General features: G+C 72.0%; 24 protein-coding genes. 14 read left to right on the forward strand and 10 right to left on the reverse strand.

Annotation, left to right across the window (positions count from 1 at the left end):
• The first annotated feature begins 109 nt into the window (after positions 1 to 109).
• Both ACFQZ6_RS26625 and ACFQZ6_RS26630 read left to right on the forward strand, forming a co-directional pair.
• Positions 110 to 406 (forward strand): DUF4193 domain-containing protein, encoded by a 297-nt coding sequence (locus ACFQZ6_RS26625; RefSeq protein WP_210920960.1) that lies wholly within the window; start codon positions 110 to 112, stop codon positions 404 to 406.
• Between the two features lie 13 nt (positions 407 to 419).
• Positions 420 to 1,367 carry a hypothetical protein gene (locus tag ACFQZ6_RS26630; RefSeq protein WP_381613523.1) on the forward strand — a complete coding sequence of 316 codons (948 nt, stop codon included), beginning with the start codon at positions 420 to 422 and terminating at the stop codon, positions 1,365 to 1,367.
• 19 nt (positions 1,368 to 1,386) lie between these two features.
• On the opposite strand, the gene ACFQZ6_RS26635 is transcribed toward ACFQZ6_RS26630, so the two are convergent.
• The gene (locus ACFQZ6_RS26635; RefSeq protein ID WP_381613526.1) at positions 1,387 to 1,851 is read right to left on the reverse strand and encodes a DUF3093 domain-containing protein; all 465 of its coding nucleotides are present in this window, start codon (positions 1,849 to 1,851) and stop codon (positions 1,387 to 1,389) included.
• A 58-nt stretch (positions 1,852 to 1,909) separates the two neighbouring features.
• Here ACFQZ6_RS26635 and ACFQZ6_RS26640 point away from each other — a divergent pair, with 58 nt between their 5' ends.
• Genes ACFQZ6_RS26640 through ACFQZ6_RS26650 form a run of 3 tightly spaced genes read left to right on the forward strand, consistent with a single transcriptional unit; the run spans position 1,910 to position 3,871 of the window.
• Complete coding sequence (locus tag ACFQZ6_RS26640; protein ID WP_381613529.1) at positions 1,910 to 2,494, forward strand: PaaI family thioesterase; 585 nt, start codon at positions 1,910 to 1,912, stop codon at positions 2,492 to 2,494.
• A complete protein-coding gene (gene dut, locus ACFQZ6_RS26645; protein WP_381613532.1) occupies positions 2,491 to 3,099 on the forward strand; it encodes a dUTP diphosphatase in 609 nt (202 codons plus the stop codon). Before ACFQZ6_RS26640 ends, dut begins: the two co-directional genes overlap by 4 nt.
• 1 nt (position 3,100) lies before the next feature.
• Positions 3,101 to 3,871, forward strand: coding sequence for a DUF3710 domain-containing protein (locus ACFQZ6_RS26650; RefSeq protein ID WP_381613535.1), 771 nt, complete (start codon positions 3,101 to 3,103; stop codon positions 3,869 to 3,871).
• Positions 3,872 to 3,932: 61 nt separating this feature from the next.
• On the opposite strand, the gene ACFQZ6_RS26655 is transcribed toward ACFQZ6_RS26650, so the two are convergent.
• Positions 3,933 to 5,618 carry an IS1182 family transposase gene (locus ACFQZ6_RS26655; protein WP_381612280.1) on the reverse strand — a complete coding sequence of 562 codons (1,686 nt, stop codon included), beginning with the start codon at positions 5,616 to 5,618 and terminating at the stop codon, positions 3,933 to 3,935.
• Between the two features lie 277 nt (positions 5,619 to 5,895).
• Here ACFQZ6_RS26655 and ACFQZ6_RS26660 point away from each other — a divergent pair, with 277 nt between their 5' ends.
• From ACFQZ6_RS26660 to ACFQZ6_RS26675, 4 genes are read left to right on the forward strand one after another with little or no spacing between them, the layout of a single operon-like run.
• Positions 5,896 to 8,472, forward strand: coding sequence for an ATP-binding protein (locus ACFQZ6_RS26660; protein WP_381613538.1), 2,577 nt, complete (start codon positions 5,896 to 5,898; stop codon positions 8,470 to 8,472).
• The gene (locus ACFQZ6_RS26665; RefSeq protein WP_381613541.1) at positions 8,466 to 9,182 is read left to right on the forward strand and encodes a response regulator; all 717 of its coding nucleotides are present in this window, start codon (positions 8,466 to 8,468) and stop codon (positions 9,180 to 9,182) included. The genes ACFQZ6_RS26660 and ACFQZ6_RS26665 overlap by 7 nt, the downstream gene beginning before the upstream one ends.
• A gap of 45 nt (positions 9,183 to 9,227) precedes the next feature.
• Positions 9,228 to 9,626 (forward strand): OB-fold nucleic acid binding domain-containing protein, encoded by a 399-nt coding sequence (locus tag ACFQZ6_RS26670; RefSeq protein WP_210920952.1) that lies wholly within the window; start codon positions 9,228 to 9,230, stop codon positions 9,624 to 9,626.
• A 3-nt stretch (positions 9,627 to 9,629) separates the two neighbouring features.
• Complete coding sequence (locus tag ACFQZ6_RS26675) at positions 9,630 to 10,364, forward strand: DUF3159 domain-containing protein (RefSeq protein ID WP_381613544.1); 735 nt, start codon at positions 9,630 to 9,632, stop codon at positions 10,362 to 10,364.
• A gap of 156 nt (positions 10,365 to 10,520) precedes the next feature.
• On the opposite strand, the gene ACFQZ6_RS26680 is transcribed toward ACFQZ6_RS26675, so the two are convergent.
• On the reverse strand, positions 10,521 to 11,198 hold the full coding sequence (locus tag ACFQZ6_RS26680; RefSeq protein WP_381613547.1) for a potassium channel family protein: 678 nt from the start codon (positions 11,196 to 11,198) through the stop codon (positions 10,521 to 10,523).
• Positions 11,198 to 11,866 carry a potassium channel family protein gene (locus ACFQZ6_RS26685; RefSeq protein WP_381613550.1) on the reverse strand — a complete coding sequence of 223 codons (669 nt, stop codon included), beginning with the start codon at positions 11,864 to 11,866 and terminating at the stop codon, positions 11,198 to 11,200. Before ACFQZ6_RS26685 ends, ACFQZ6_RS26680 begins: the two co-directional genes overlap by 1 nt.
• A gap of 429 nt (positions 11,867 to 12,295) precedes the next feature.
• Between ACFQZ6_RS26685 and ACFQZ6_RS26690 the strand changes: the two genes are divergently transcribed.
• Positions 12,296 to 14,338: an APC family permease gene (locus tag ACFQZ6_RS26690; protein WP_381613553.1), complete on the forward strand. Its 2,043-nt coding sequence runs from the start codon at positions 12,296 to 12,298 to the stop codon at positions 14,336 to 14,338.
• Positions 14,339 to 14,411: 73 nt separating this feature from the next.
• Complete coding sequence (locus tag ACFQZ6_RS26695) at positions 14,412 to 15,752, forward strand: class I SAM-dependent RNA methyltransferase (protein WP_381613555.1); 1,341 nt, start codon at positions 14,412 to 14,414, stop codon at positions 15,750 to 15,752.
• Between the two features lie 679 nt (positions 15,753 to 16,431).
• On the opposite strand, the gene ACFQZ6_RS26700 is transcribed toward ACFQZ6_RS26695, so the two are convergent.
• Genes ACFQZ6_RS26700 through ACFQZ6_RS26710 form a run of 3 tightly spaced genes read right to left on the reverse strand, consistent with a single transcriptional unit; the run spans position 16,432 to position 18,998 of the window.
• Positions 16,432 to 17,208 (reverse strand): SDR family NAD(P)-dependent oxidoreductase, encoded by a 777-nt coding sequence (locus ACFQZ6_RS26700; protein WP_381613558.1) that lies wholly within the window; start codon positions 17,206 to 17,208, stop codon positions 16,432 to 16,434.
• Between the two features lie 18 nt (positions 17,209 to 17,226).
• The gene (locus tag ACFQZ6_RS26705) at positions 17,227 to 18,714 is read right to left on the reverse strand and encodes an MFS transporter (RefSeq protein ID WP_381613561.1); all 1,488 of its coding nucleotides are present in this window, start codon (positions 18,712 to 18,714) and stop codon (positions 17,227 to 17,229) included.
• On the reverse strand, positions 18,714 to 18,998 hold the full coding sequence (locus tag ACFQZ6_RS26710) for an Atu4866 domain-containing protein (RefSeq protein WP_381613564.1): 285 nt from the start codon (positions 18,996 to 18,998) through the stop codon (positions 18,714 to 18,716). The genes ACFQZ6_RS26705 and ACFQZ6_RS26710 overlap by 1 nt, the downstream gene beginning before the upstream one ends.
• A 136-nt stretch (positions 18,999 to 19,134) precedes the next feature.
• On the opposite strand from ACFQZ6_RS26710, the gene ACFQZ6_RS26715 reads away from it, so the two are divergent.
• The 3 genes from ACFQZ6_RS26715 (at position 19,135) to ACFQZ6_RS26725 (ending at position 23,116) form a co-directional block, all read left to right on the forward strand.
• Positions 19,135 to 19,980, forward strand: coding sequence for a helix-turn-helix transcriptional regulator (locus ACFQZ6_RS26715; protein ID WP_381613566.1), 846 nt, complete (start codon positions 19,135 to 19,137; stop codon positions 19,978 to 19,980).
• A gap of 174 nt (positions 19,981 to 20,154) precedes the next feature.
• Entirely contained in the window at positions 20,155 to 21,582 is a 1,428-nt protein-coding gene (locus ACFQZ6_RS26720) for an alpha/beta hydrolase family protein (RefSeq protein WP_381613569.1), read from the forward strand.
• A 73-nt stretch (positions 21,583 to 21,655) separates the two neighbouring features.
• Positions 21,656 to 23,116 carry an aminotransferase class I/II-fold pyridoxal phosphate-dependent enzyme gene (locus ACFQZ6_RS26725; protein ID WP_381613571.1) on the forward strand — a complete coding sequence of 487 codons (1,461 nt, stop codon included), beginning with the start codon at positions 21,656 to 21,658 and terminating at the stop codon, positions 23,114 to 23,116.
• Positions 23,117 to 23,119: 3 nt separating this feature from the next.
• Here the strand turns inward: ACFQZ6_RS26725 and ACFQZ6_RS26730 are convergent, their stop codons facing one another.
• The 3 genes from ACFQZ6_RS26730 to ACFQZ6_RS26740 form a co-directional block, all read right to left on the reverse strand.
• Positions 23,120 to 23,860 carry a peptidoglycan recognition protein family protein gene (locus ACFQZ6_RS26730; protein WP_381613574.1) on the reverse strand — a complete coding sequence of 247 codons (741 nt, stop codon included), beginning with the start codon at positions 23,858 to 23,860 and terminating at the stop codon, positions 23,120 to 23,122.
• Positions 23,860 to 24,111, reverse strand: coding sequence for a hypothetical protein (locus ACFQZ6_RS26735; protein WP_381613577.1), 252 nt, complete (start codon positions 24,109 to 24,111; stop codon positions 23,860 to 23,862). The genes ACFQZ6_RS26730 and ACFQZ6_RS26735 overlap by 1 nt, the downstream gene beginning before the upstream one ends.
• Before the next feature lie 115 nt (positions 24,112 to 24,226).
• A complete protein-coding gene (locus ACFQZ6_RS26740; RefSeq protein ID WP_381613580.1) occupies positions 24,227 to 24,679 on the reverse strand; it encodes a phospholipase in 453 nt (150 codons plus the stop codon).
• Positions 24,680 to 24,909: the final 230 nt, after the last annotated feature.

The raw sequence follows: 24,909 nt of genomic DNA on the forward strand, positions 1-24,909 counted from the left end.
ACAGACCTTGATGTGAGGCAAAATCTCCGCCTCGGGTCGGGCACAAGTCCGGCCTCTCACGCGTTACGTGCGCTGGAGACACCGCAGACACCCGGAGGGGGAGAGCGACATGGCAACCGATTACGACACTCCACGCAAGACCGACGACGACGTCGACTCGGACAGCCTCGAAGAGCTGAAGGCTCGGCGAAACGACAAGTCAGCCTCGACCGTCGACGTCGACGAGTTCGAAGCGGCCGAAGGCATGGAACTGCCCGGCGCCGACCTCTCGAACGAGGAACTGGCCGTCAGGGTGCTGCCCAAGCAGCAGGACGAGTTCACCTGCATGAGCTGCTTCCTGGTGCACCACCGCAGCCAACTGGCCCGGGAGAAGAACGGCCAGCCGATCTGCCGCGACTGCGACTGAGGCGGGGTCGGCCGTGACTGGCTCGACCCCACCTTGGAAGCGCCGTTCCCCCACCCGGGGAGCGGACTCGGGGCCGCCTGACGGCCCTCACGGCGTGCGTGACGACGAGCGGGGCTCATCCACGGCGGGCATCCCACCCGCGGGATCAGCCTCGCTCGAACCGGCCGGAGACGGGGGCCACACCCCGGTACCGGCCTCCCGGCCCGCACCCGTCGCCCGCAGAAGGGCGGCGGCGGTCCGGGGCAGGGCCAGACAACTGGCCCAGGAAGGCGTCCGCAGGGGCTCGGACCGGGCGCGGGCGGGCCTGGCCCACCTCACCGACCGGATCATCGACAACGCCCCGCGGATCCCCGTACGGGACCTCGCGACCCTGCGCAAGCAGTTCCCCGGGCTCGGCCCCGAGGAACTCGCCGACAAGCTCGTGGCGGGCGCGGTGAACGCGTCGGCGACGGTCGGCGCGGGCGTCGGCGCCGCGGCCATGCTGCCGGTGCCGCCCGCGATGCCGACCGAACTGGCCGCCGAGATCACCGGCGTGGCCGCGGTCGAGCTGAAGCTGATCGCGGAACTCCACGAGGTCTACGGCGTCCGGCCACTGGGCAACCTCAAGGACCGCAGCACCGCCTACCTCAGATCCTGGGCCGGTGAGCGGGAGATCGACGTACTGAAACCCGCCTCCGTCAACACCGCGCTCGGCGGGCAGATGAGACGGGAACTGCGGCAGCAGATCATGAAGCGCATGGTCCGCAACATGCCGAACCTGATGCCGTTCCTGGTGGGCGCCGCGGTCGGCGCGGTGATGAACCGCCGCGACACCAGGAAGCTCGCGGAGCGCATCCGGGGGGAGCTGCGGAAGATGCAGGTGCCGTGGGACGAACTGCCCGCGCTGCCCCCGCTGGAGCGCCCCGCCGACCCGCTGAGCGTCGAGGGCGCCCCCGACGCGGCCGGAGACCGGCGGCCCTGACGGCGCCGCCCGCAGGTCCCTACGCGGCGGCCGTCCTCGCCGCCGCCAGCGCCGCCGCCAGCCGCTCCGGCTCCCGGGTCGACAGGTACAGGTACGGCGTCGGGTCCTCGGGGTCCGTGACCACCACCCGCAGCGCCGTGGGGATGTAGGCGCGCAGCAGCAGGAAGGCGCGGGTGTCCGCCTTGTGCGTGCGCCAGGCGCGCGCCTCCTCCGCGTCCAGCACCTCCGCCTCGCCCAGCGCCGCCACCGGGATCTTCGCGTCGCCCGCGATCAGCGAGCCGCCCACCACCCGGATCCGCACCGAGCCGTACGAACTGGCCATCGTCGCCGCCACCGCCGTACCGCCCGCGAGGCCGCCCAGCATCGGCAGCGTGCCGAACGGCAGCAGGATCAGCGCCAGGGACAGCCCCACCAGGACACTGATCAGCCACCAGGAGCGGGGCGCGGTGAGACGTTCTTCGTACGGGGTGGCCGAGAGCTGCATACGGCCTAGCTTGACACGGTGTCCGGGAATCGCCGACGCGCGGGTAAGGTCTGCGCCTGTGAGTGGTACTTCCGCAGCTCTTCAGCCCCCGGCCGACGCCGTCGCGCCGGTACGGCACCCCGACGCCCCCGCCCCCGGCGAACTCCTCGGCGCGCACTACGGCCAGTGCTTCGGCTGCGGCGGCGACCAGCCGCACGGGCTGCACCTGGCGGCGCGGGCCGGTGAAGGCGTGTCGATCACCGCCGAGTTCACCGTGCGGCCCGCCCACCAGGGCGCCCCCGGCCTCGCGCACGGCGGGGTGCTCGCCAGCGCCCTGGACGAGACCCTCGGCTCGCTGAACTGGCTGCTGCGCACGATCGCCGTGACCGGACGGCTGGAGACGGACTTCGTCCGGCCGGTGCCCGTCGGCACCACCCTGCACCTGGCCGCCGAGGTGACCGCCGTGGCCGGGCGGAAGATCTACTCGACCGCCACCGGACGCGTCGGCGGCCCCGACGGCCCCGTGGCCGTGCGCGCGGACGCCCTCTTCATCGAGGTCAAGGTGGACCACTTCATCGACCACGGCCGCACCGAGGAGATCCGCGCCGCCATGGACGACCCGGACCAGGTCAGGCGGGCCCGCGCCTTCGAGGTGAACCCGTGAGCCGCGACCCCGTGGACGTGCTGATCCGGCGCGTCGACCCGGACGTACCGCTGCCGTCGTACGCGCACCCGGGGGACGCGGGGGCCGACCTGCGCACCACCGAGGCACGCGAACTGGCGCCGGGGGAGCGGGCCGTCCTGCCGACCGGGTTGTCTGTCGCGCTGCCGGAGGGGTACGCGGCCTTCGTGCACCCGCGGTCGGGCCTCGCCGCCCGCTGCGGTGTGGCCCTGGTGAATGCCCCGGGGACGGTTGATGCCGGGTACCGTGGGGAGATCAAGGTGATCGTGGTGAATCTCGACCCGCGCGAGTCCGTGCGGTTCGAGCGCTTCGACCGGATTGCCCAACTGGTCGTCCAGCAGGTCGAGAGGGTCCGCTTCCAGGAGGTGGCGGAGCTTCCCGGCTCGGCGCGGGCCGAGGGGGGCTTCGGGTCCACCGGCGGCCATGCCGCCGTGACCGGTGAGACCGGCGCGCCCCGTGGGACGGGTGTGTCCGGTAGGTCCGGTGAGGCCGCAGGTAAGAGCAGTACTAACGGTCGGGCCGCCGAGGGCGGCCAGGCGGGTGGGTATCGATACGCTTCGGTCGTATCCGACCGGGAAGGACAGTGACGTGTTCGGACGTCGCAAGAAGAAGGGCTCCGCTGACGGCGCGGCGGACGCGGCGAGCGAGGCCGAGCAGGTCGTCGACGGAGTCGGCACTGAGGCGGGCGAGGGCGAGCGCGAGCGGGTGCGGCTGGAGCCGGAGCCCCGGCCCGACGGGCCCTGGGACAGCACCGAGGTGCGCGAGCCCGGCGAGGGCCGGGTCGACCTCGGCGGGCTGTTCGTGCCGGGTGTCGACGGCATGGAGCTGCGGGTCGAGGTCGCCGGTGACGCGATCGTCGCGGCGACCGTCGTGCTGCGGGACAGCGCCATCCAGCTCCAGGCGTTCGCCGCTCCCAAGCGCGAGGGCATCTGGGGCGAGGTCCGCGAGGAGATCGCCTCCGGCATCACCCAGCAGGGCGGCATCATCGACGAGGTCGAGGGCCCGCTGGGCTGGGAGCTGCGCGCCCAGGTGCCGGTGAAGCTGCCGGACGGCACGGGCGGCTTCCAGGTCGTGCGGTTCGTCGGCGTGGACGGCCCCCGCTGGTTCCTGCGCGGGGTGATCTCCGGCCAGGGCGCGGTGCAGCCGCAGGCGGCCGGGCTCCTTGAGCAGATCTTCCGCGACACGGTCGTGGTCCGCGGCGAGGGCCCCATGGCGCCCCGCGACCCGATCGTCCTGAAGCTGCCGAACGACGCCCAGATGGTCCCCGAGGGCGTCCAACAGGAGGACCAGGCGTCCTCCCGCTTCTCCGGCGGCATGGGCCAGCTCCAGCGCGGCCCGGAGATCACCGAGGTCCGCTGAGCACGCGTACACCACCGTCGTACGTCGCACAGGGGCCGTACCCGAGAGGGACGCTGTTGGTTTATTCGGCCCCTGCTTGTGCCCCGTCGAGCGTCAGCTCGGCGGGGCACAGTGCTGCGAAGTGGCTGGTGCGGGTGCGGGCTCGTGGTGTGTCGGTGAGGTGGGCGTCGATGCGGGCGAGGTTGAGGGCGGCTCCGGTGAGCTGGTGCTGGAGGCTGGTCTTTGCCAGGCCCCGGTAGCGGGATCTGCGCAGGCCGCAACGCCCGACGGCCTGTGAGATGGTGCCTTCGACCCCGGCCCGGATCTTGTAGCGCTCTTTCCACGCATCGGTCTGCTGTTCGGCGCGGATGTGCCGGATGGCGTCGTGCTGAGCTTGCTGTTGCCGCAGCATGAGTTCCCGGCGGCGGCCGGTGGCCGAGCTGACGCAGGAGCTTAGGTGGGGACAGGGGCCGCAGCGGCTCGCGGGGAACCTGACGCGGATGACCGGCAGGCCCTTGGAGTCGTTGCGGGGATACCAGTCCGTGGCGGTGGCACCACCTGGGCAGGTCACCTGCTGGTGTTCCCAGTCGACGGCGAACGCGTCCAGCCCGAAAGCGCCCTTGGCCTGGGACGAGGTGTTGCCGGCCAGTGGCCCGTGCAGCTCGACGCCGTGCCGGGTGCGGGCGGCGAGGACGTGGGCGGCGGTGGGGTAGCCGGCATCCACCCAGTGCTCGCCGGGCAGGCAGTCCCGGGCGGCGAGGGAGGCGTGGATCTCCTCGTTCATCGCGTTGTCCGCGACGGTTGCCACGGTGGTGGCCACGTTGGTGACCAGGTTCGGAACGTCCACCTCGCCGCAGGTCTCGGTGAGGTGGACCTTGTATCCGTCCCACATGGTGTCCCGTTTGACGCCGACACGAGCCTCCGGGTCATAGGGGTTGACCAGGCGCGTCGTGCCCGGCGGCCGGTCTTTTGGGCCCCTGCGCGTCACCTCGCCGCCCACCCGGTGGAAGTGCTGGACCCAGACCCGGCGCAGAAACTCCACCTCGTCGAGTGCGCGGAGTTCTGCGGGGGCATCGGCAGCGAAGACCGCTTCCAACAGGCGTGTCCCATCCCGGCCGATCCGTGACCCCACCTCGTCCCGCTTCGCGCGGGCCTTGGGGAACCGGGAATCCTCGGCCCTGGTGGCGTAGTGACGGAACCAGTTCGGCTCAGCGATCTCGGTCAGCCAGTCCGGAGCTGCCTGCGCGAGGGCGTTCAGCGCCGCACGCAGCGTCTCGGCCACTTGCTCCAGCCAGCACAGCTCACGCGCCGACGACAGCACGTGCGAGGAGTCGGTCCGGGCCCGGCCCGCGCTCTTGAGCAGCCCTTTCTCGCGGGCTGCGACCAGCACACCGTCCATGACCCGGCGCCCGCCGTCAGCCCCGGCCAACCGGTCCCTGAACTCCGACAGCACCGAGAAATCAAAGCCGGGATCATCGAGTTGAAGCCCGAGCGCGTACTTGAAGTCGATCCGCGCCCGCACCGCCTCCGCGGCCTGGCGGTCGGTCAGCCCCTCCACGAACTGGAGCACCGACACCAGCGCCAGCCTGGCCGGAGACCAGGCAGGCCGGCCGCGTGAGGCAAACAGATCCGCGAAGTCCTCGTCGTGGAACATCGGCCCCAACTCGTCCCGCACCCGGATCGCCAGGCTGCCCTTCGGAAACGCGGCACGGGCCACCCGCACCGTCTCCGCCGGAATCTCCCCCGGACCCTTCGGCCGCAGCGACATCGACACCCACCCCCGTGCAAAAACGTCGGTCCCCACGACCACAACCGGGTCGTGGGGACCGACGTCACGCGAGGGGCCGAATAAACCAACAGCGTCCCGAGAGGGTGCGGCCCCTGACGTGTGCGTCGGAGTGTGCGTTGACGTGTGCGCCGGGGCGCGCGTCAGGGGCGCGTCAAAGTCGCCCGCCCGCCCCGCGCCCGTCCGATATGTCCCGAACATGGGTCGTAATCTCGATACCGCGTCAGCGACAGGGAACGAGACACGGACAATTGGGGCCATGGCACGCGGCAAGCTACGGATCTACCTCGGCGCGGCACCGGGCGTGGGCAAGACCTACGCGATGCTCTCCGAGGCGCACCGCCGCGTCGAGCGGGGCACGGACTGCGTGGTGGCGTTCGTCGAGCACCACGGCCGCGCCCGCACCGAGGTGCTGCTGCACGGCCTGGAGCAGGTCCCGCGCCGGGAGCTGACCCACCGCGGCGCGGTCTTCGCCGAGATGGACGTGGACGCCGTGCTGGCCCGGCGGCCCCGGGTGGCGCTGGTGGACGAGCTGGCGCACACCAACGTGCCCGGCTCCCGCAACGCCAAGCGGTGGCAGGACGTGCAGGAACTGCTCGCGGCCGGGATCGACGTCGTCTCCACCGTCAACATCCAGCACCTGGAGTCACTCGGCGACGTCGTGGAGTCGATCACCGGGGTGCGGCAGCGCGAGACCGTGCCGGACGAGATCGTGCGCCGCGCCGACCAGATCGAGCTGGTCGACATGTCGCCCGAGGCGCTGCGCCGCCGGATGGCGCACGGCAACGTCTACCAGCCCGACAGGATCGACGCCGCCCTGTCCAACTACTTCCGGCCCGGCAACCTCACCGCCCTGCGCGAGCTGGCGCTGCTGTGGGTGGCCGACCGCGTCGACGAGTACCTCCAGCGGTACCGCGCCGACCACCAGGTGTCGCGGATCTGGGGCTCCCGGGAGCGGATCGTCGTGGGGCTGACCGGCGGTCCGGAGGGCCGCACCCTGATCCGGCGCGCGGTCCGGCTGGCCGAGAAGGGCGCCGGGGGTGAGGTGCTCGCCGTCTACATAGCCCGCAGCGACGGCCTGACCAGCGCCTCACCGAAGGAACTCGCCGTCCAGCGCACCCTGGTGGAGGACCTCGGCGGCACCTTCCACCACGTCGTCGGCGACGACATACCCGCGGCGCTGCTGGCGTTCGCGCGCGGGGTGAACGCCACCCAGATCGTGCTGGGCTCCTCGCGCCGCACCGGCTGGCAGTACGTCTTCGGACCGGGCGTCGGCGCCACCGTCGCCCGCGAGTCCGGACCCGACCTGGACGTGCACATCGTCACCCACGAGGAGGCCGCCAAGGGCCGCGGACTGCCCGTCGCCCGGGGCGCGCGGCTCGGCCGGGACCGGACGGTGTGGGGGTGGCTGGTCGGGCTGGTGGCCCCGGCCCTGCTCACCGTGGTGCTGAACGCCCTCGACCTCGGCTTCGCCAACAACGTGCTGCTGTACCTCACCCTCGTGGTGGCGGCGGCGCTGCTCGGCGGGCTGCTCCCGGCGCTGGCCTCCGCAGCCCTGGGCTCGCTGCTGCTGAACTTCTTCTTCACCCACCCCGAGCACCGCTTCCTCATCTCCGACCCGCGCAACATCGTCGCCATCGTGATCTTCGTGGCGGTCGCGGTGTCGGTGGCGTCGGTGGTCGACCTCGCCGCCCGGCGCACCCACCAGGCGGCCCGGCTGCGCGCCGAGTCGGAGATCCTCTCCTTCCTCGCGGGCAACGTGCTGCGCGGCGAGACCAGCCTGGAGGCGGTGCTCGAACGGGTCAGGGAGACCTTCGGCATGGAGTCGGCGGCCCTCCTCGAACGGGCCGACGACCTCCAGCCGTGGACCTGCGTGGGCCGCGCGGGCGAGGGGCCGCCGCTGGACCGGCCCGAGGACGCCGACGTGGACATGCCGGTCGGCGGGCAGATGGCGCTGGCGCTGACCGGCCGGGTGCTGCCCGCGGAGGACCGCCGGGTGCTGGCCGCGTTCGCCGCGCAGGCCGTCGTCGTCCTGGACCGCCGACGGCTCAAGGCCGAGGCCGACCAGGCCCGCGCGCTGGCCGAGGGCAACCGCATCCGCACGGCGCTGCTGGCCGCCGTGAGCCATGACCTGCGCACCCCGCTGGCCGGGATCAAGGCCGCCGTGTCGAGCCTGCGCTCCGACGACGTGGCCTGGTCGGAGGAGGACCAGGCGGAGCTGCTCGCGGGCATCGAGGAGGGCGCCGACCGGCTCGACCACCTGGTGGGCAACCTGCTCGACATGTCCCGCCTCCAGACCGGCACGGTCGCGCCGACCATCCGCCCCACCGACCTCGACGAGGTGGTGCCGGTGGCGCTGGGCGGCGTGCCCGAGGACAGCGTGCGGCTCGACGTCCCCGAGACGCTGCCGATGGTCGCCGTCGACGCCGGGCTGCTGGAGCGGTCGGTCGCCAACGTCGTGGAGAACGCCGTCAAGTACAGTCCCGACGGCTCGCCCGTGCTGGTCTCCGCCAGCGCCATCGCGGACCGGGTGGAGCTGCGGGTGGTGGACCGCGGCCCCGGCGTCCCGGAGGAGGCGAGGGACCGCATCTTCGAACCCTTCCAGCGCCACGGCGACGTCCCGCGCGGCAACGGCGTCGGCCTCGGCCTCGCGGTCGCCCGCGGCTTCGCCGAGGCCATGGGCGGCACCCTCAACGCCGAGGACACCCCCGGCGGCGGACTGACCATGGTGCTCACGCTCCGCGCGGCGGGAGACCGGCCCGTGCCCGTTCCCCCCGAACCCGCGGAGAGCGCGCCCGTTCCCCCCGTACCCGCAGAAAGGCGGACTCCATGGTGACCTCCTCCGGGGGACCCGAGCGGACCCCGACGAGGGTGCTCGTCGTCGACGACGAGCCGCAGATCGTGCGGGCGCTGGTGATCAACCTCAAGGCACGCAGGTACGACGTCGACGCCGCCCACGACGGGGCCACCGCCCTGCGGCTCGCCGCCGCCCGCCACCCCGACGTGGTCGTCCTCGACCTGGGGCTGCCCGACATGGACGGCGTCGAGGTGATCCGCGGGCTGCGCGGCTGGACCCGGGTGCCGATCCTGGTGCTGTCCGCCCGGCACTCCTCGGACGAGAAGGTCCAGGCACTCGACGCCGGGGCCGACGACTACGTCACCAAGCCCTTCGGCATGGACGAGCTGCTGGCCCGGCTGCGGGCCGCCGTCCGCCGCGCCGAGCCGACCGGCGGCGGCGAGGACGAGGTGCTGGTCCAGACCGACGGGTTCACCGTCGACCTGGCCGCGAAGAAGGTCCACCGCGACGGCAGGGACGTACGGCTGACCCCCACCGAGTGGCACCTGCTGGAGGTGCTGGTGCGCAACACCGGACGCCTGGTCAGCCAGCGGCAACTGCTCCAGGAGGTGTGGGGGCCGTCGTACGGGACGGAGACGAACTACCTGCGGGTCTACATGGCACAACTGCGGCGCAAGCTGGAGGCCGACCCCTCGCACCCGAAGCACTTCATCACGGAACCGGGCATGGGCTACCGATTCGAACGGTAGTCCAGGGGGTACGTACGTCTCGGTACACCCCGGTAGGCTTCATACATGAGTGCTGTTCCTCGTTCCGACAAGCCGGTGGGCCGGTTCCGGCGTATGCTCGACCGGCTCTCCTCGTCGCAGGAGGACCTGGAGTCCGAGGAACTGCGGGAGGACGCCGACACCGCGGGCTGTACGCGCATCGGCGACTGCCACGACCGGCAGATCGTCACCGTTACTGGTACCTTGCGCACGGTCACCCTGCGGCCGCGCGCGGGTGTCCCGGCACTGGAGGCCGAGTTGTTCGACGGCTCCGCCGCGCTGGATGTGGTGTGGCTCGGCCGCCGCTCCATCAACGGGATAGAACCAGGGCGCAAACTGATAGCGTCCGGCCGGATCTCGATGAGCCGGGGCCGCCGGGTGCTGTTCAATCCCAAGTACGAACTCCGACCCCTCGGACGGGAGTAGCCGGTGACGTCGTTGGACAAGCCGACCGAAGCCACCGAAGACGCCGCTGGCGGCGCGCATGACTCCAGGGCGGTGACCGAGGCCGCCCTGTTCGAGGCGTTCGGCGGGATCCGGGGCACGGCCGAGACGGTGCTGCCCGGTCTGCTCTTCGTGACCATCTACACCATCAACAAGGACCTGCACGCCTCGGCCATCGCCGCGCTCGCGGTGTCCCTGCTGCTGGTGGTCGTCCGGCTGGCCATGAAGGACACCGTCAAGCACGCCTTCAGCGGCGTCTTCGGCGTGGCCTTCGGCGTCGTCTTCGCGATGATGACCGGCAACGCCAAGGACTTCTACCTGCCGGGGATGCTGTACACGCTGGGCCTCGGCCTCGCGTACATCGTCACGACCCTGTGCGGGGTCCCGCTGATCGGGCTGATCCTCGGCCCGGTCTTCAAGGAGAACCTCTCCTGGCGCACCCGCAACCCCGGCCGCAAGAAGGCGTACGCCAAGGCCAGCTACGCCTGGGGCCTGATCCTGCTCGCCAAGTGCGCGATCCTCTTCCCGCTGTACTGGTGGGCCGACACCACCCAGCTCGGCTGGGTCCTGGTCGCCCTGAAGATCCCGCCGTTCCTGCTCGCCGTCTGGCTGACCTGGGTCTTCCTGGCGAAGGCGCCCGCGCCGATCGACGTGTTCGCGGAGATGGAGGCGGAGGAGAAGGCGCGGGAGGCCGCGGCGAGGTCGGCCTCGGCCGAGTAGCGCCGGATGACCGGCTGACGCCAGGAGGCGTCGTGAGTACGGCGGTGGGGTGCCCGAGCCTCATGAGTACGGCGGTGGGGTACCCGAGCCTCATGAGTACGGCGGTGGGGTGCCCGGAGATCTCCCGGCACCCCACCGCCGTACCCGCGACCAGGCTCAGCTCGGCGCGTCCGCCCTGCGGACCGACAGCAGGTCCTCCAACTGCTCCTCCCGGGCCTGCGCCGCGACGAACAGCAGCTCGTCGCCCGCCTCCAGGGAGTCCTCCGGGGACGGCGTGAGCACGCGCGTGCCGCGGATGATGGTGACCAGCGAGGTGTCCTCGGGCCACTCCACCTCACCGACCCGGGTGCCCGCCAGCGCCGACTCCTCCGGCAGCGTCAGCTCCACCAGGTTGGCGTCGCCGTGGCTGAAGCGCAGCAGCCGGACCAGGTCGCCGACGCTCACCGCCTCCTCCACCAGGGCCGACATCAGCCGCGGGGTGGAGACGGCGACGTCCACGCCCCACGACTCGTTGAACAGCCACTCGTTCTTGGGGTTGTTCACCCGGGCGACGACCCGCGGAACGCCGTACTCCGTCTTGGCGAGCAGCGAGACGACCAGGTTCACCTTGTCGTCGCCGGTCGCGGCGATCACGACGTTGCAGCGCTGCAGCGCCGCCTCGTCCAGCGAGGTGATCTCACAGGCGTCGGCGAGCAGCCACTCCGCCTGCGGGACGCGCTCGACCGAGATCGCGGTCGGCGCCTTGTCGACGAGGAGGACCTCATGGCCGTTCTCCAGCAGCTCACCGGCGATCGACCGGCCGACCGCACCGGCCCCGGCAATGGCGACACGCATCAGTGACCGCCCTCCTTCGGACCCTCGGCGAAGGACGCCTCGACCTTCTCGACCTCGTCCGAGCGCATCATCACGTGCACCAGGTCCCCCTCCTGCAACACCGTCTGCGAGGTGGGCAGGACCGCCTCACCGAGCCGGGTCAGGAACGCCACCCGGACGCCCGTCTCCTCCTGCAACCTGCTGATCTTGTGGCCGACCCAGGCCGCCGAGGCGTGCACCTCGGCGAGTTGCACCCCGCCGGTGGGATCGCGCCACAGCGGCTCCGCGCCCGAGGGGAGCAGCCTGCGCAGCATCTGGTCGGCCGTCCAGCGGACGGTCGCCACGGTGGGGATGCCGAGCCGCTGGTAGACCTCGGCGCGCCGGGGGTCGTAGATGCGGGCCGCGACGTTCTCCACGCCGAACATCTCGCGCGCCACCCGGGCCGCGATGATGTTGGAGTTGTCGCCGCTGGAGACGGCGGCGAAGGCGCCCGCCTCCTCGATGCCCGCCTCACGCAGGGTGTCCTGGTCGAAGCCGACGCCGGTGACCCGGCGCCCGCCGAACGAGGAACCCAGTCGTCGGAAGGCGGTGGGGTCCTGGTCGATCACGGCGACCGTGTGCCCCTGCTGCTCCAGGGTCTGGGCGAGAGCGGAACCCACTCTGCCGCAGCCCATGATGACGATGTGCACGACCGTCCTTCCGGTGTCAAGAGTTGTCGACCTGGCCCCAGACCTGTCCAGACCTGTCAACAGGGTCTCAGACCGCCGCCCAAGCTACACACGCGCGGTCCGCCCCGGGGACCCCCGTGCACGGTCCGCCCTGCTCAGCGGCGGCTGATGCTCAGCACGCTGAACAGCGTCAGGACGCCGAGGCCGACGAGGGAGGCGGCGGCGCCGATCAGCTCTGCGGGGACGGACATGGACGACCTCCGGGGGTGAGTGGTGGGGGCAGGGCGGGGGAGCGTTTCTGTTCGGAACCGGGGAGCGTTTTGTCATATAGGCATGATTGGCGCGGGATGCGTGGAATCCGCAGCCATGACCGAACGCGATTTCACTCGTGAGGCAGATGAGGGCGGGGCGGTGGGCGGCAGCCTGTTCGAAGGCTTACGATCCTCTGTTGTGTCCAAACTGACCGACGTGCCCAAACGGATCCTCATCGGGCGCGCACTGCGCAGCGACCGGCTGGGCGAAACGCTCCTGCCGAAGCGCATCGCACTCCCCGTCTTCGCCTCCGACCCGCTGTCCTCCGTGGCCTACGCGCCCGGCGAGGTGCTGCTGGTCCTGTCCATCGCGGGCGTGTCGGCCTACCACTTCAGCCCCTGGATCGCCGTCGCGGTCGTCGTGCTGATGTTCACGGTGGTCGCGTCGTACCGGCAGAACGTGCACGCCTACCCCAGCGGCGGCGGCGACTACGAGGTGGCCAACACCAACCTCGGGCCCAAGGCGGGCCTCACCGTCGCCAGCGCCCTGCTCGTCGACTACGTCCTGACCGTCGCCGTCTCCATCTCCTCCGGCATCGAGAACCTCGGCTCCGCCGTCCCCTTCATCGTCGAGCACAAGGTGTTCTCGGCGCTGGCGGTGATCGTGCTGCTGACCCTGATGAACCTGCGCGGGGTCAAGGAGTCCGGCAAGCTGTTCGCGATCCCGACGTACGTCTTCGTCAGCGGCGTCTTCCTGCTGATCGCCTGGGGCGCCTTCCGGGGACTGGTGCTCGGCGACACCATGAAGGCACCGACGGCCGACCTGGAGATCGAACCCGAGCACCAGGGCCTCGCGGGCTTCGCGCTGGTCTTCCTGCTGCTGCGCGCCTTCTCCTCCGGCTGCGCGGCCCTCACCGGCGTCGAGGCGATCTCCAACGGCGTGCCCGCCTTCCGCAAGCCCAAGTCGAAGAACGCCGCGAACACCCTGGCGCTGATGGGCCTGTTCGCGGTGACGATGTTCTGCGGCATCATCGGCCTCGCCCTCGCCACCGATGTGCGGATGGCCGAGAACCCCGCCCACGACCTGCTCTCCAACGGCGTCCCGGTCGGCGCCGACTACGTGCAGAACCCGGTGATCACCCAGGTCGCCGAGGCCGTCTTCGGCAAGGGCAGCTTCTTCTTCGTGCTGCTGGCGGCGGCCACCGCGCTGGTGCTGTTCCTCGCCGCGAACACCGCCTACAACGGCTTCCCGGTGCTCGGCTCGATCCTCGCCCAGGACCGCTACCTGCCCCGCCAACTGCACACCCGCGGCGACCGGCTCGCCTTCTCCAACGGCATCGTGCTGCTGGCCGGGGCCGCCGCGCTGCTGGTGTGGATCTACGGCGCCGACTCCACGCGCCTGATCCAGCTCTACATCGTCGGCGTGTTCGTCTCCTTCACGCTCAGCCAGATCGGCATGGTCCGGCACTGGAACCGCCACCTCACCACCGAGCGTGACCAGGCCAAGCGCCGCCACATGTACCGCTCCCGCGCGATCAACGCCTTCGGCGCCTTCTTCACCGGCCTGGTCCTGATCGTCGTCCTGATCACGAAGTTCTCGCACGGCGCCTGGGTGGCCCTGCTCGGCATGGTGATCTTCTACGTCACCATGACCGCGATCCGCCGCCACTACGACCTGGTCTCCAGCGAACTCGCCGCCCCCGAGGGCCCCAGCGACGACAGCCTGCGCCCCTCGCGCGTCCACTCGGTCGTCCTGATCTCCAAGATCCACCGGCCCGCGCTGCGCGCCCTCGCCTACGCCAAGCTGATGCGCTCGGACACCCTGGAGGCGCTCAGCGTCAACGTGGACGCCGCCGAGACCAAGGCGCTGCGCGAGGAGTGGGAACGGCGCGGGATCGACGTACCGCTGAAGGTCCTGGACTCGCCCTACCGGGAGATCACCCGCCCGGTCGTCGAGTACGTCCGTGGCATCCGCCGTGAGTCGCCGCGCGACGCGGTCTCCGTGATCATCCCCGAGTACGTCGTCGGCCACTGGTACGAGCACCTGCTGCACAACCAGAGCGCCCTGCGGCTGAAGGGACGGCTGCTGTTCACGCCCGGGGTGATGGTGACCTCGGTGCCGTACCAGCTCGCGTCCTCGGAGGCGGCGAAGAAGCGCGCCCGCAAGCGGCAGGAGTGGAACGCGCCGGGTTCGGTACGGCGGGGACCGGCCGGGCCGCCGCCGAAGGACCGCGGGAACTGAGGGCGCGCCGAACACGTAGACTGGTGGGCTGTTGTCCACTACGTACTCTCCCCCCGTCTGGAGCACGCTCGCCATGCAGGCAGAACCGAAGAAATCGCAGGCGGGGTCGCTGGTGGGGACCGAGTTCGAGGTCGAGGTCGGGCCCGTCGCGCACGGCGGGCACTGCATCGCCCGTACCGAGGAGGGCCAGGTCCTCTTCGTCCGGCACGCCCTGCCCGGTGAGCGGGTCGTGGCCCGGGTCACGGAGGGCGAGGAGGGCGCGCGCTTCCTGCGCGCCGACGCGGTCTCCGTTCTGTCGGCGTCCAAGGACCGCATCGAGGCGCCGTGCCCGTACGCCGGTCCCGGGCGCTGCGGCGGCTGCGACTGGCAGCACGCCAAGCCGGGCGCCCAGCGCCGCCTGAAGGGCGAGGTCGTCGCCGAGCAACTGCGGCGGCTCGCCGGGCTCACGCCCGAGGAGGCCGGGTGGGACGGCACGGTGATGCCCGCCGAGGGCGACAAGCTGCCCGCCGGAGAGGTCCCGCAGTGGCGCACGCGCGTGCAGTACGCCGTGGACGCCGCCGGACGCGCGGGCCTGCGCCGCCACCGCTCGCACGAGGTCGAGCCGATCGACCACTGCATGATCGCCGCGGCGGGCGTCAGCGAGCTGGGCATCGAGCGGCGGGACTGGACCGGCATGGCCTCCGTGGAGGCGATCGCGGCGACCGGCTCCCAGGACCGACAGGTGATCCTCACGCCGCGACCGGGGGCGAGGCTGCCGATCGTCTCCCTGGACCGGCCGGTGTCGGTGATGCGGGTCGGTGAGAAGGACGGCGGCGTGCACCGCGTCCACGGCCGCCCCTTCGTGCGCGAGCGCGCCGACGGCCGTACCTACCGGGTCGGCAGCGGCGGCTTCTGGCAGGTCCACCCGAAGGCCGCCGACACCCTCGTCACCGCGGTCATGCAGGGCCTGCTGCCGCGCAAGGGCGAGATGGCCCTCGACCTGTACTGCGGGGTCGGCCTCTTCGCGGGCGCCCTGGCCGACCGGGTCGGCGAGACGGGCGCGGTCCTCGGCATCGAGTCCGGCAAGCGCGCGGTCGAGGACGCCCGGCACAACCTGGCCGACTTCCCCCGGGTCCGGGTGGAACAGGGCAAGGTGGAATCCGTCCTCCCCCGCACCGGCATCACCGAGGTCGACCTGATCGTCCTCGACCCACCCCGCTCCGGCGCCGGACGGTCGACGGTGGCACACCTGGCGTCGCTCGGGGCGCGCCGGATCGCGTACGTGGCGTGCGATCCGGCGGCGTTGGCTCGGGATCTGGGGTATTTCCGGGAGGGGGGGTATCGGGTGCGGGTGTTGCGGGTTTTCGATCTCTTCCCGATGACGCATCACGTGGAGTGCGTGGCGATTCTGGAGCCTGCCGCGAAGGGTCTGTGAGCTGCGGTTTTCCTGCGTTTGGGACTGACGGGCAACTCGCCCGACGTACCGGCCTGACGGCGCCACTCAGTCGTGACCTATGACGGCCAGCGCACCTGCCGGGCCCGCACCGACGCGTCCGGTGGCGTCTCCCGTGTGGCGTCTGGGAGGTCCGGCGGGCGTCCCACCAGCCATGGGCGAAGTCCGGTGCGGCGCACGTCCCCTCGGCGAACGCCTCCACCAGCGCGAGTTGCTGTGCTGTCGCGCGCGTTCGAGGAGAGTGCGTGCGTAACGGCCGAAGCGTGCGCGTGCCGTGTCCGCGCCCTCGCTGACGGCCGAGGCCATGAAAGCGGTACTTCCCGCGATCAGTGCGTAGCCCTCCTCGGGAAAGGAGGACGACTCCCTGGAGGTCGGGCGTGCGCAGGACGACCGGTGGGCGGATGCCCGTGCAGTCCGCGTCGGCGGGAAGCCGGGATGTCGTGGCGGGAGCGTCCCCGAGGCTCGTGGCGAGAAGGTACGAGGCTCCCACCGCGCGACAGCCGGTGGTGATCCTGCGCCACCCTTTGTCGATGATTCGTGCCGGAAGTCCTTGGCCTCGTCGGCGCGGAGCTCGGAGAACCCACAGTAAGGGACAGATTCCCAGGGACACCGTCGGGTCGCCCTATCCACACAGTCCCGTCGAGTGGTACGCCGTGGCCGGTCAGGCCGCTGTGAAGCCGCCGTCCGCGGCGAGTACGGCGCCCGTGACGAAGGCGGACCGTGGGGAGGCCAGGAAGCACAGGACCTCCGCGATCTCGTGGGGCTGCGCCACCCTGCCCAGGGGGTGGGCGTTCGCGAAGGACGCGAGGTAGGCGCGGCTGTCGGGGCGGAAGGTGTCGAGGAAGTCCGTCTCGACGACGCCCGCGGCGACGAGGTTGGCGCGGATGCCCAGCGGGCCGCCCTCCAGCGCCAGCACCTTGGTCAGTTGGGCGAGGGCACCCTTCGACGCGCTGTAGGCGATCCCTTGGGGCAGGCCGACGGTGGACGCGTACGAACCGGTACTGACGATGGCGCCTCCGCCGTTCCCCTCCATGGCCCGGAACGCCTCGCGGGCGAAGAGGAAGGCGCCGCGGGCGTTGACGTCCATCACGCTGTCCCAGTCCTGGGCGGTGGTGTGCGTGACGGGCTTGTTCAGGGTGCGTCCCGCGTTGTTGACCAGGATGTCGAGCCCGCCGAAGGCGTCGACGGCGGTCCCGACCGCACGGGTGGCGGTCTCTTCCGCGGTGACGTCTCCGGTCACTGTGACGACTCCGGGCAACTCGGCGGCCAGCAGGGCGATCTCGGGACGGGCGTCGAGGGCGACGACGTGCGCGCCCCGGGCGTGGAGGAGGGCGACGGTCTCCTTGCCGATGCCGCGTGCGGCGCCGGTGACGAGGGCCGTCTTCCCGGCGAACTCGGCGGCTTTGGTGGGTTCGGTGGACGCGGGTGTCGATGTCATTCGGTGCTCTCCAGGGGATCAGGACCGGGGTCGGATGAGGACGGCGGCGGCCAGGCCCGCGAGTACGGTGGCGACGATGACGCCGGTACCCAGGGCGTAGCCCGCCAGGGGATCAGCCCCGTCCCCCCGCCGTCCGGCCTCGACGACCGCGGTGACCAGGGCGAGGACGACGGCGCCGCCGATCTGCATGAAGGTGTTGAGGACGGCCCCCGCCAGGCCCTGGTCCCGGTCGGGCACCCCGGTCACCGCGCTCATGTTCAGCGCGGGGAAGGTCGCCGCGGTGCCGATGCCGTTGACGACCATGACGGGCAGGACCACGGTGAGGAACGGGCTGTCGGGGCCGATCCGGAAGAACAGCCCGTAGGACAGCGCGAGGAGCAGCATCCCGGCGGTGATCATCCTGTGCACGCCGAACCGGGCGGCGAGCCGCCCCGCGAACGGCGCCAGCGCACCGTTGGCGAGGCCCAGGGGGACGAAGGCGCCCGCGGTCTGGAGCGGCGTCCAGTCCAGTACGTTCTGCAGGTAGAGCGTCGCGAGGAACGCGAACGACGTGTACGCGCCCCACATGGCGAAGATCGTCAGGTTGGCGCCCGCGGTCGCGCGCCGGGTGAGGAAGGGGAGCGGGACCAAGGGCCTGCGCGTGCGTGACTCGATCCGGACGAACAGCGTGAGGACGGCGGTCGCGGTGGCGAGGAGGACGAGGGTGCGGGCGGACAGCCAGCCGTGTGCCGGGGCCTGGGTGAGGGCGTAGACCAGGAGCAGTAGCGCGGCCGTGGCCGTCAAGGCGCCGGGGACGTCGAGCCTCTCGCGGGTGTTGCCTCGGGGGTCCGCCGGGAGCAGGCGCCGTCCCGCGAGCAGCGCGCCCACGGCGATGGGGACCGGGAGCGCGAAGACCAGCCGCCACGACAGCTCGGTCAGGACGCCACCGAGGACGAGTCCGCCGACGAAGCCGCAGGCACCGGCGGTGGCGTACCAGCCGAGGGCACGGCCTCGCCGGGCGCCTTCCGGCCAGTTGGTGGTGATCAGGGAGAGGGCCGCCGGGGCCAGGAAGCCCGCGGCGATCCCCTTCACCAGGCGTGCCGCGATCAGGAGATCACCGGTCGGGGCGAGCGCACCCAGCACGCTCACCGCGCCGAAGACGGCGGTCGCGGTCAGGAAGGCCCGGCGTCGGCCGAAGAGATCGGCGACCCGGCCGCCCAGGAGGAGGAACCCGCCGTAGCCGAGGGCGTAGGCGGACACCACCCACTGCAGGGAGCCCGAGGCCATGCCCAGGTCACGCTGGATCGCGGGCAGGGCCACGCCCACGTCGGACAGGTCGATGGCGTCCATGAAGTGGGCCGCGCACAGCACCAGCAGGGCCAGGGCGCCGGGTGACGGGGAGGCCCCCGCGGCGGACCCGGCCGCGGCGGGCTCCGTGGGCTTCGTGGGCTCCGCAGGCCCCGTGCGCTCTGCGAACCCCGGCCGCTCCGTGGGCTTGGGGGCGAGGATGCCGTTGCGCTTCCGCATCAGGGCTTCTCCGTCCGGTCCTCGCGGTAGAGCACGAGGTGTTCGTGGTAGAGCACGCCGTCGCGGATGTCGCCCGTGGCCGTGAAGCCGGTGTCGTCGACGTAGTCGAGGTGGTCGCCGGTCACCGTGTACCGGCCGGTGTACGCGCTGCGCCGGTTCCCCCGGGCCTCGTCGTAGCGGCCGTCCGGCAGCAGCTCCTGCCGGATGTGCCCGTCCGCGGTCACCCACACGCCGACCACGTCGGCGTTGCGGCGGTCGCGATCGTTCCGTGTCTCGTCTGTCATCGCAGTGTCTTCCTCGGTGGGTACGGGGGTCTTGCCCGACCGAGTCTGCGCAGGTCAGCGAGGGGGTACCAGGGTGCTCTCCGGCTGGGTGCGACACACCCAGGCAGCGCGGGCGGCCACTGCCTAGCCTGGAGGCATGGACGACAACCACCTCGGCGAGTTCCTGCGCGCGTGCCGCGCCCGCCTGCTGCCGGAGGACGTCAACATGGCGAGCCACGGTGTGCGCAGGGTCGCCGGACTGCGCCGTGAGGAGGTCGCCGTCCTGGCCGGTGTCAACGCCGACTACTACACCCGGCTGGAGCAGGGCAGGGAACGCCACCCCTCGCCCCAGGTGCTGGACGCGCTCAGCCGGGCCCTGCTGCTCGACCCGGACGCCCGCGACCACCTGCACCGCCTCGCCGGGGTGTCACCGGACGTCCGGGGGTCCCTCCACACCACCGGACGGGTCAGTCCCGCGCTGCGCCAGCTCATGGACGGCTACCCGCACACCCCGGCGTTCGTGATGAGCCGCACCCTCGACCTGCTGGCCGCCAACGCGCTGGCCGACGCGCTGTACGCGCCCTTCACCCCCGCGGACAACCTGGCCCGCATGACCTTCCTCGACCCGGCCGGACGGCAGTTCTTCCAGGACTGGGACCGGGCCGCGCAGGCCGCCGTCGCCAACCTGCGCCAGGCGAGCGGCTTCGACCCCGAGCACCCGCGGCTGCGCGACCTCGTGGACACGCTGACCGAGCACAGCGCCGAGTTCCGGCGGCTGTGGGCGCGGCACAGTGTGCGCGGCAAGACCCAGGACGCCAAGCGACTCCTCCACCCGGACGTCGGCCCCCTCTCCCTCACCTACCAGTCCTTCGACGTCCGTGACGCTCCGGGCCAGCAACTGGTCATCTACCACGCGGAACCGGGCAGCCCCTCCGCCCAGGCCCTGGCCCTCCTCGGGTCCCTCGGACTGTCCCGGCCGGTCGGTGGCCCTCGGCTCAGGTGAGTGCCCTCTCGACCGGCAGCTCCTTGACGTCATTGACGAAGTCGGGGAGGAGTCCTCGAACATGGCGCGGCTCGTCAGCCTCAGGTAGCACGCGGTCGCGACCTGGGTTTGATGTGGGAGCGGTGGGCGGGCGCCGAGCATGGCCCTGTGGTCGAGACAGGGGCGGGTGTGGGGATGTCCTGGTTGGAGGTCGTGGTGGTGGCGAGTGGTGTCGCGCTCGTCGCCGCGCGCTGGCTGCCGCGGCGGGTGCGTCGGCCCGTCGGGTCCGGGGCGTCGGTGCTCGTGGTGTTGTCCGGTGTCGTGCTGGTGGGGACGGCGTTGCGGTGGCAGATGGTGCCCGTGCTGGTGGGGGCCGGGCTCGTCGTGCCGTTCGCCGTCGCGGGTGAGGTGCGGGCGCGGCGGGGGCGGGCGCCGCGCAGGAGTCGGTGGTGGGTGGCCCTGCCCGCTTCGGTGGGGTGTCTGTGTCTCATCGCCGTCGGTCCGGTCGGCGCCTGGGCGCTGCCCGTGCCGGTGTTTCCGGAGCCGTCCGGGGAGTTCGCCGTGGGTACCAGCGTGGTGCAGTGGACCGACGCTGCTCGGTCCGAGGGGGCGACCCCGGAGGAGAGTGACCGGCGGACCGTCGTCGTGCAGGTGTGGTACCCGGCGCGGAAGAGTCCGGCGGACGCGCGGGGTGCCGTCTATCTCGGGCGTACCGACCGGGAGGCGGGGATCGTGGCCGACGGGCTTGCCGACTACCTCGGCGTACCCGGGTTCCTGCTCGACGGCCTGACCCGGGCCCGTACCCACGCCGTGGTCGACGCGCCGGTGGCCGACGGCGGCGGGCGGTTCCCGGTGGTGCTCTTCTCCCCGGGGCTGGGCGGGGTGCGCACCCAGAACTCGGCGTGGGCGCAGGAACTCGCCAGTCATGGCTACGTCGTCGCGGCCCTGGACCATCCCTACGACTCCGCGGCCGTCGTCCTCGCCGACGGGCGGACCGTCCGGACGAAGGTCGCCGCCACGGGTGACGCCGACCGGGACGAGGAGCTGGCGGCCCGGTGGACCGCGGTCAGGGCCGCCGATCTGAGCTTCGTCCTCGGGCAGTTGGAGCGCGTCGCGCGGGGCGAGATACCCGGGCCGGTGGGTGGGCGGATGGACACCGGGCGGGTCGCCGCCACCGGGCACTCCCTCGGCGGGGCCGCCGCCTTGCTGGCGGCCCGTCAGGACGACCGGTTCGACGCCGTCATCGACCTGGACGGCTTCCCGCACGGCCCCGCCCCGACGCGGTTCCCGCAACCGGTGCTGGCGCTGACCCAGGACGTCCGGACGGACATCGATCCCGACTACCTGCCCCGCCTCACCCGAGTGCTCTCCCTGAGCGGTGCCACCAGTTACCGGCTCAGCGTCCCCGGCGCGGCACACCTCACGTTCACCGACGCGCCGCTGCACCTGCCGCCCGTGGAGTCGCTCGTGGGCGCCCGGGGCCGTACCGAGGGACCGCGCGTCACCAGCGCCGCGTCCCTGGCCTTCCTCAATGCCACGCTGCGCGACGCACCGGAGGGCTTGGCCGCCGCCCTGCGCGCCTACGGCGACCTCACGGTCCACCGGGCCGGAGCGCACCGTTGAGCGGGGGCGTGAGTGGGTACTCGGTGCCTCCAGCCTGTGGGTGTGACGACGACCGTCAGTGAGGAGAGCAGCGATGGACCACTCGCGTGTCCCTGTGCTGGAGGCGCTCCAGGAGTTCCGGCGCCGTGGTGACGTGGTGTACGGGCCTCCCGGGCACAAGCAGGGGCGGGGAGCCGATCCCCGGGTGGTCGACGTCGTCGGCGAGGGGGTGTTCGCCTCGGACGTCCTCTCCCTCAACGGGCTGGACGACCGCCGTGAGTCACAAGGGGTCCTCACCCAGGCCGAGGAGCTGATGGCGGACGCGGTCGGCGCCGACCGGACGTTCTTCTCCACCTGCGGCAGCTCCCTGTCGGTGAAGACCGCGATGCTGGCGGTGGCGGGGCCGGGGGAGAAGCTGCTCATCTCGCGCAACGCCCACAAGTCCGTGGTCTCCGCCGTGATCGTGGCCGGGGTGCAACCGGTGTGGGTGCACGCGAAGTTCGACCGTCAGCGGCACCTGGCGCACCCGCCCGAGCCCGACGACGTACGACGTGCCCTGCGGGCGCACCCGGACGCCAAGGGGATGCTGCTGATCACGCCCACCGACTGGGGCACGTGCGCGGACATCCGCGGGGTCGCCGAGGTCTGCCACGAGCTGGACGTGCCGCTGATCGTCGACGAGGCGTGGGGGGCGCACCTGCCCTTCCACTCCGGGCTTCCGGCGTGGGGCATGGACGTCGGCGCCGATCTGGTCGTCACCAGCGTGCACAAGATGGGCGGGGCGATCGAGCAGAGTTCCGTGTTCCACCTCCAGGGGGACCGGGTCTCCCCGGAGGTGCTCAAACAGCGCGAGGACCTGCTGGGCACCACCAGCTCCTCGTCCCTGGTGTACGCCACCCTCGACGGCTGGCGCCGCCAGATGGTCGAGCAGGGCCACGACCTGCTGGACGCGGCCCTGCGCCGCGCCGCACGCATCCGCGAGGCCGTCACCGACCTGCCCGGACTGCGCGTGATGGGCCCAGAGGTCGTCGACGAGGGCATGGCGGCGGAGCTGGACCCGCTGAAGATCTCCGTGGACGTACGGGAACTGGGCATCAGCGGAATGCAGGCCGCCGAGTGGCTGCGCGCCCACTGCCACGTCGACTTCGGCGCCTCCGACACCTGCCGCGTCAACGGACAGGTCACCCACGCCGACGACGAGCGGACGGAGAGCCTGTTCGTCGACTCCCTGACGCGTCTCGTCAAGCACGCCGACGAGCTGGAGACCCGGCCTCCCGTACGGCTTCCCGAACCGCCCGAGCTGGAGCTGGAGCAGGCGATGCTCCCGCGCGACGCCTTCTTCGCCGCCGCGGAGCACGTTCCGGCCCGGGAGGCCGTCGGGCGCGTCGCCGCCGAGATGATCAGTCCCTACCCGCCGGGGGTGCCCGTCGTGGTGCCCGGTGAGGTCATCACCACCCCGGTCGTGGAGTACCTGACGAGTGGGGCGGCAGCGGGCATGTTCCTCCCCGACGCGGCGGACGGGACGGCCGGGACCCTGCGGGTGGTCGCCCGGTAGCGGTCAGGCGAAGGCCGCCCCCCAGGTGTGGGGGCCGACGACGCCGTCCACCGTCAGGCCCCGGTCGGCCTGGAAGTCGCGGCACGCGGCGTCGGAGCCGGGTCCGTACTGGCCGTCCACGGACAGGGTGTACCCGAACCGGGTGTTCATCCGGTACTGCCAGGTCGCCACGCTCGCGTGCACGAACGTCGGCGGCTGCCGGAAGCTCACCCCGGGGTACGGCAGCGGGCCGCCGCCGGGGTTCACCTCGCCGCTGAGCACGCGCGCGTACAGGGCGCCGGGGCACTCCGTCGCGTGGTGGTCGCGGTGCCCGGTGATGGCGCGGGCCGCTCCGCCCGACACCCGCAGCCGGTTGACGCCGTACCGGATGGCGTCGATGAGCTGCGCGGTGATGGTGTCGTAGTTGGTGGAGGTGCCGCCGGTGAGCGCGCACACCGCGTACCAGTCGTCGTTGCCCTGGGTGGTGCCCTGGGCGGCGGTACGGACGTACTCGCCCCGGCCCTGGAAGAGGTAGCCGTGGACGCAGGCGAGGTGGCTGTAGGCGATGTCCGACCAGCCGCGGGTGTCCATGTGGTGGTTCTGGATGCCGCGCACCTGGGCGGCGCAGTCCGCGTGGTTGGTCCGGGCGACCCGGACCGCGTCGACGTGGTGCACGACGACGCCGCCCTGGGCGGGGGTGATGTTGTCGCTCACCTCCAGCGGCGCGCGGGCGCCCCACTGGGCGCGGGTGACGAAGGTGGCCATCAGTCGCGTTCCCCCTGGCCCACGGCGCAGCCGACCGTGGCGTTGAGGGGTTCCGCGTGCGCGCTGCGGGCCGCTTCGGGGGCGTACTGGGCGGCGGGGTGCCGGGAGTGGGTGGCCGGGCGCGGCACGCGCGGCGGCGCGGGGGCGGGGTCGGTCTGGGCGGTCGCGGTGGCGGGGTGGACGACGGGCAGGACCAGCGCGCAGCCGGTTGCGGCGAGCAGCGCGGCGCGGCGGGACGGGCCGTTACTCAACGGGCCTCCAGGTGACGGTGGGGGGAGGTGGGGGAGCGAGCCCCAGGGAGGGCGGGGAGGGTGGGGAGGGCGGCGGAGGCGGTGGGGGGTGACGCGGGGGAGTCCGCGTCCCGCCTCAGCCGAAGGCGCGTACGGCCTGGTAGTACGTCCACGCCGTGCTGTTGCACGAGGTCAGGGTGGCGCCGGAGTACCGGGAGCACACGCGCTTGAGATCCTCGTAGAAGGCGCTGTCGACGCGCGACTTGTTGGCGGAGAAGGTGCCCATCTCCTTGTAGTTGCGGTAGCCGAAGTCATGGCGCTGGCAGGCCTTGGCGAAGGGGAACCCGAAGGGGTTGTCGGGGGAGGTGCTGCAGTAGTCGGTGGACCAGTTGAAGGCGTACGCCGACCAGGCGGAGCGGTTGGCCTCGGCCGAGGCCCAGGCGTTGTAGCTGGTGGCGGTGGTCTGGGTCCAACTGGCGAGGACCTGGGCCTTGTCGGCGGGGACGGCCGTGGCGGTGGAGGCGGTGGCGAAGATGGTCGCCGAGGTGACGGCGGCGGCGACCAGACCCTTGAGCGCGGTGCGGGGCATGGGACTCCTCACGTGGGTGCACCGGGTCGCGGTGCGTGGCCTTGGGGGGAACGGCCCTACGGTCGTAGGGAGTTGCGTGCCGAACGGAGGGTGACGCTATGCGCGTAGCGTGGCGCTGGAGGAACTTTCCCTTGACATGCACCTGAAAACAAGGGGACGTGCGTGATCCCGCGTCCCGTTTCTAGTGGGCCTTGAGTCCGGGCGGTGGCAGGTCCGGGAGGGGTCTTTGG

Origin of the sequence: Streptomyces flavalbus (assembly GCF_042674625.1) — a bacterium.
Lineage (GTDB): Bacteria > Actinomycetota > Actinomycetes > Streptomycetales > Streptomycetaceae > Streptomyces > Streptomyces flavalbus.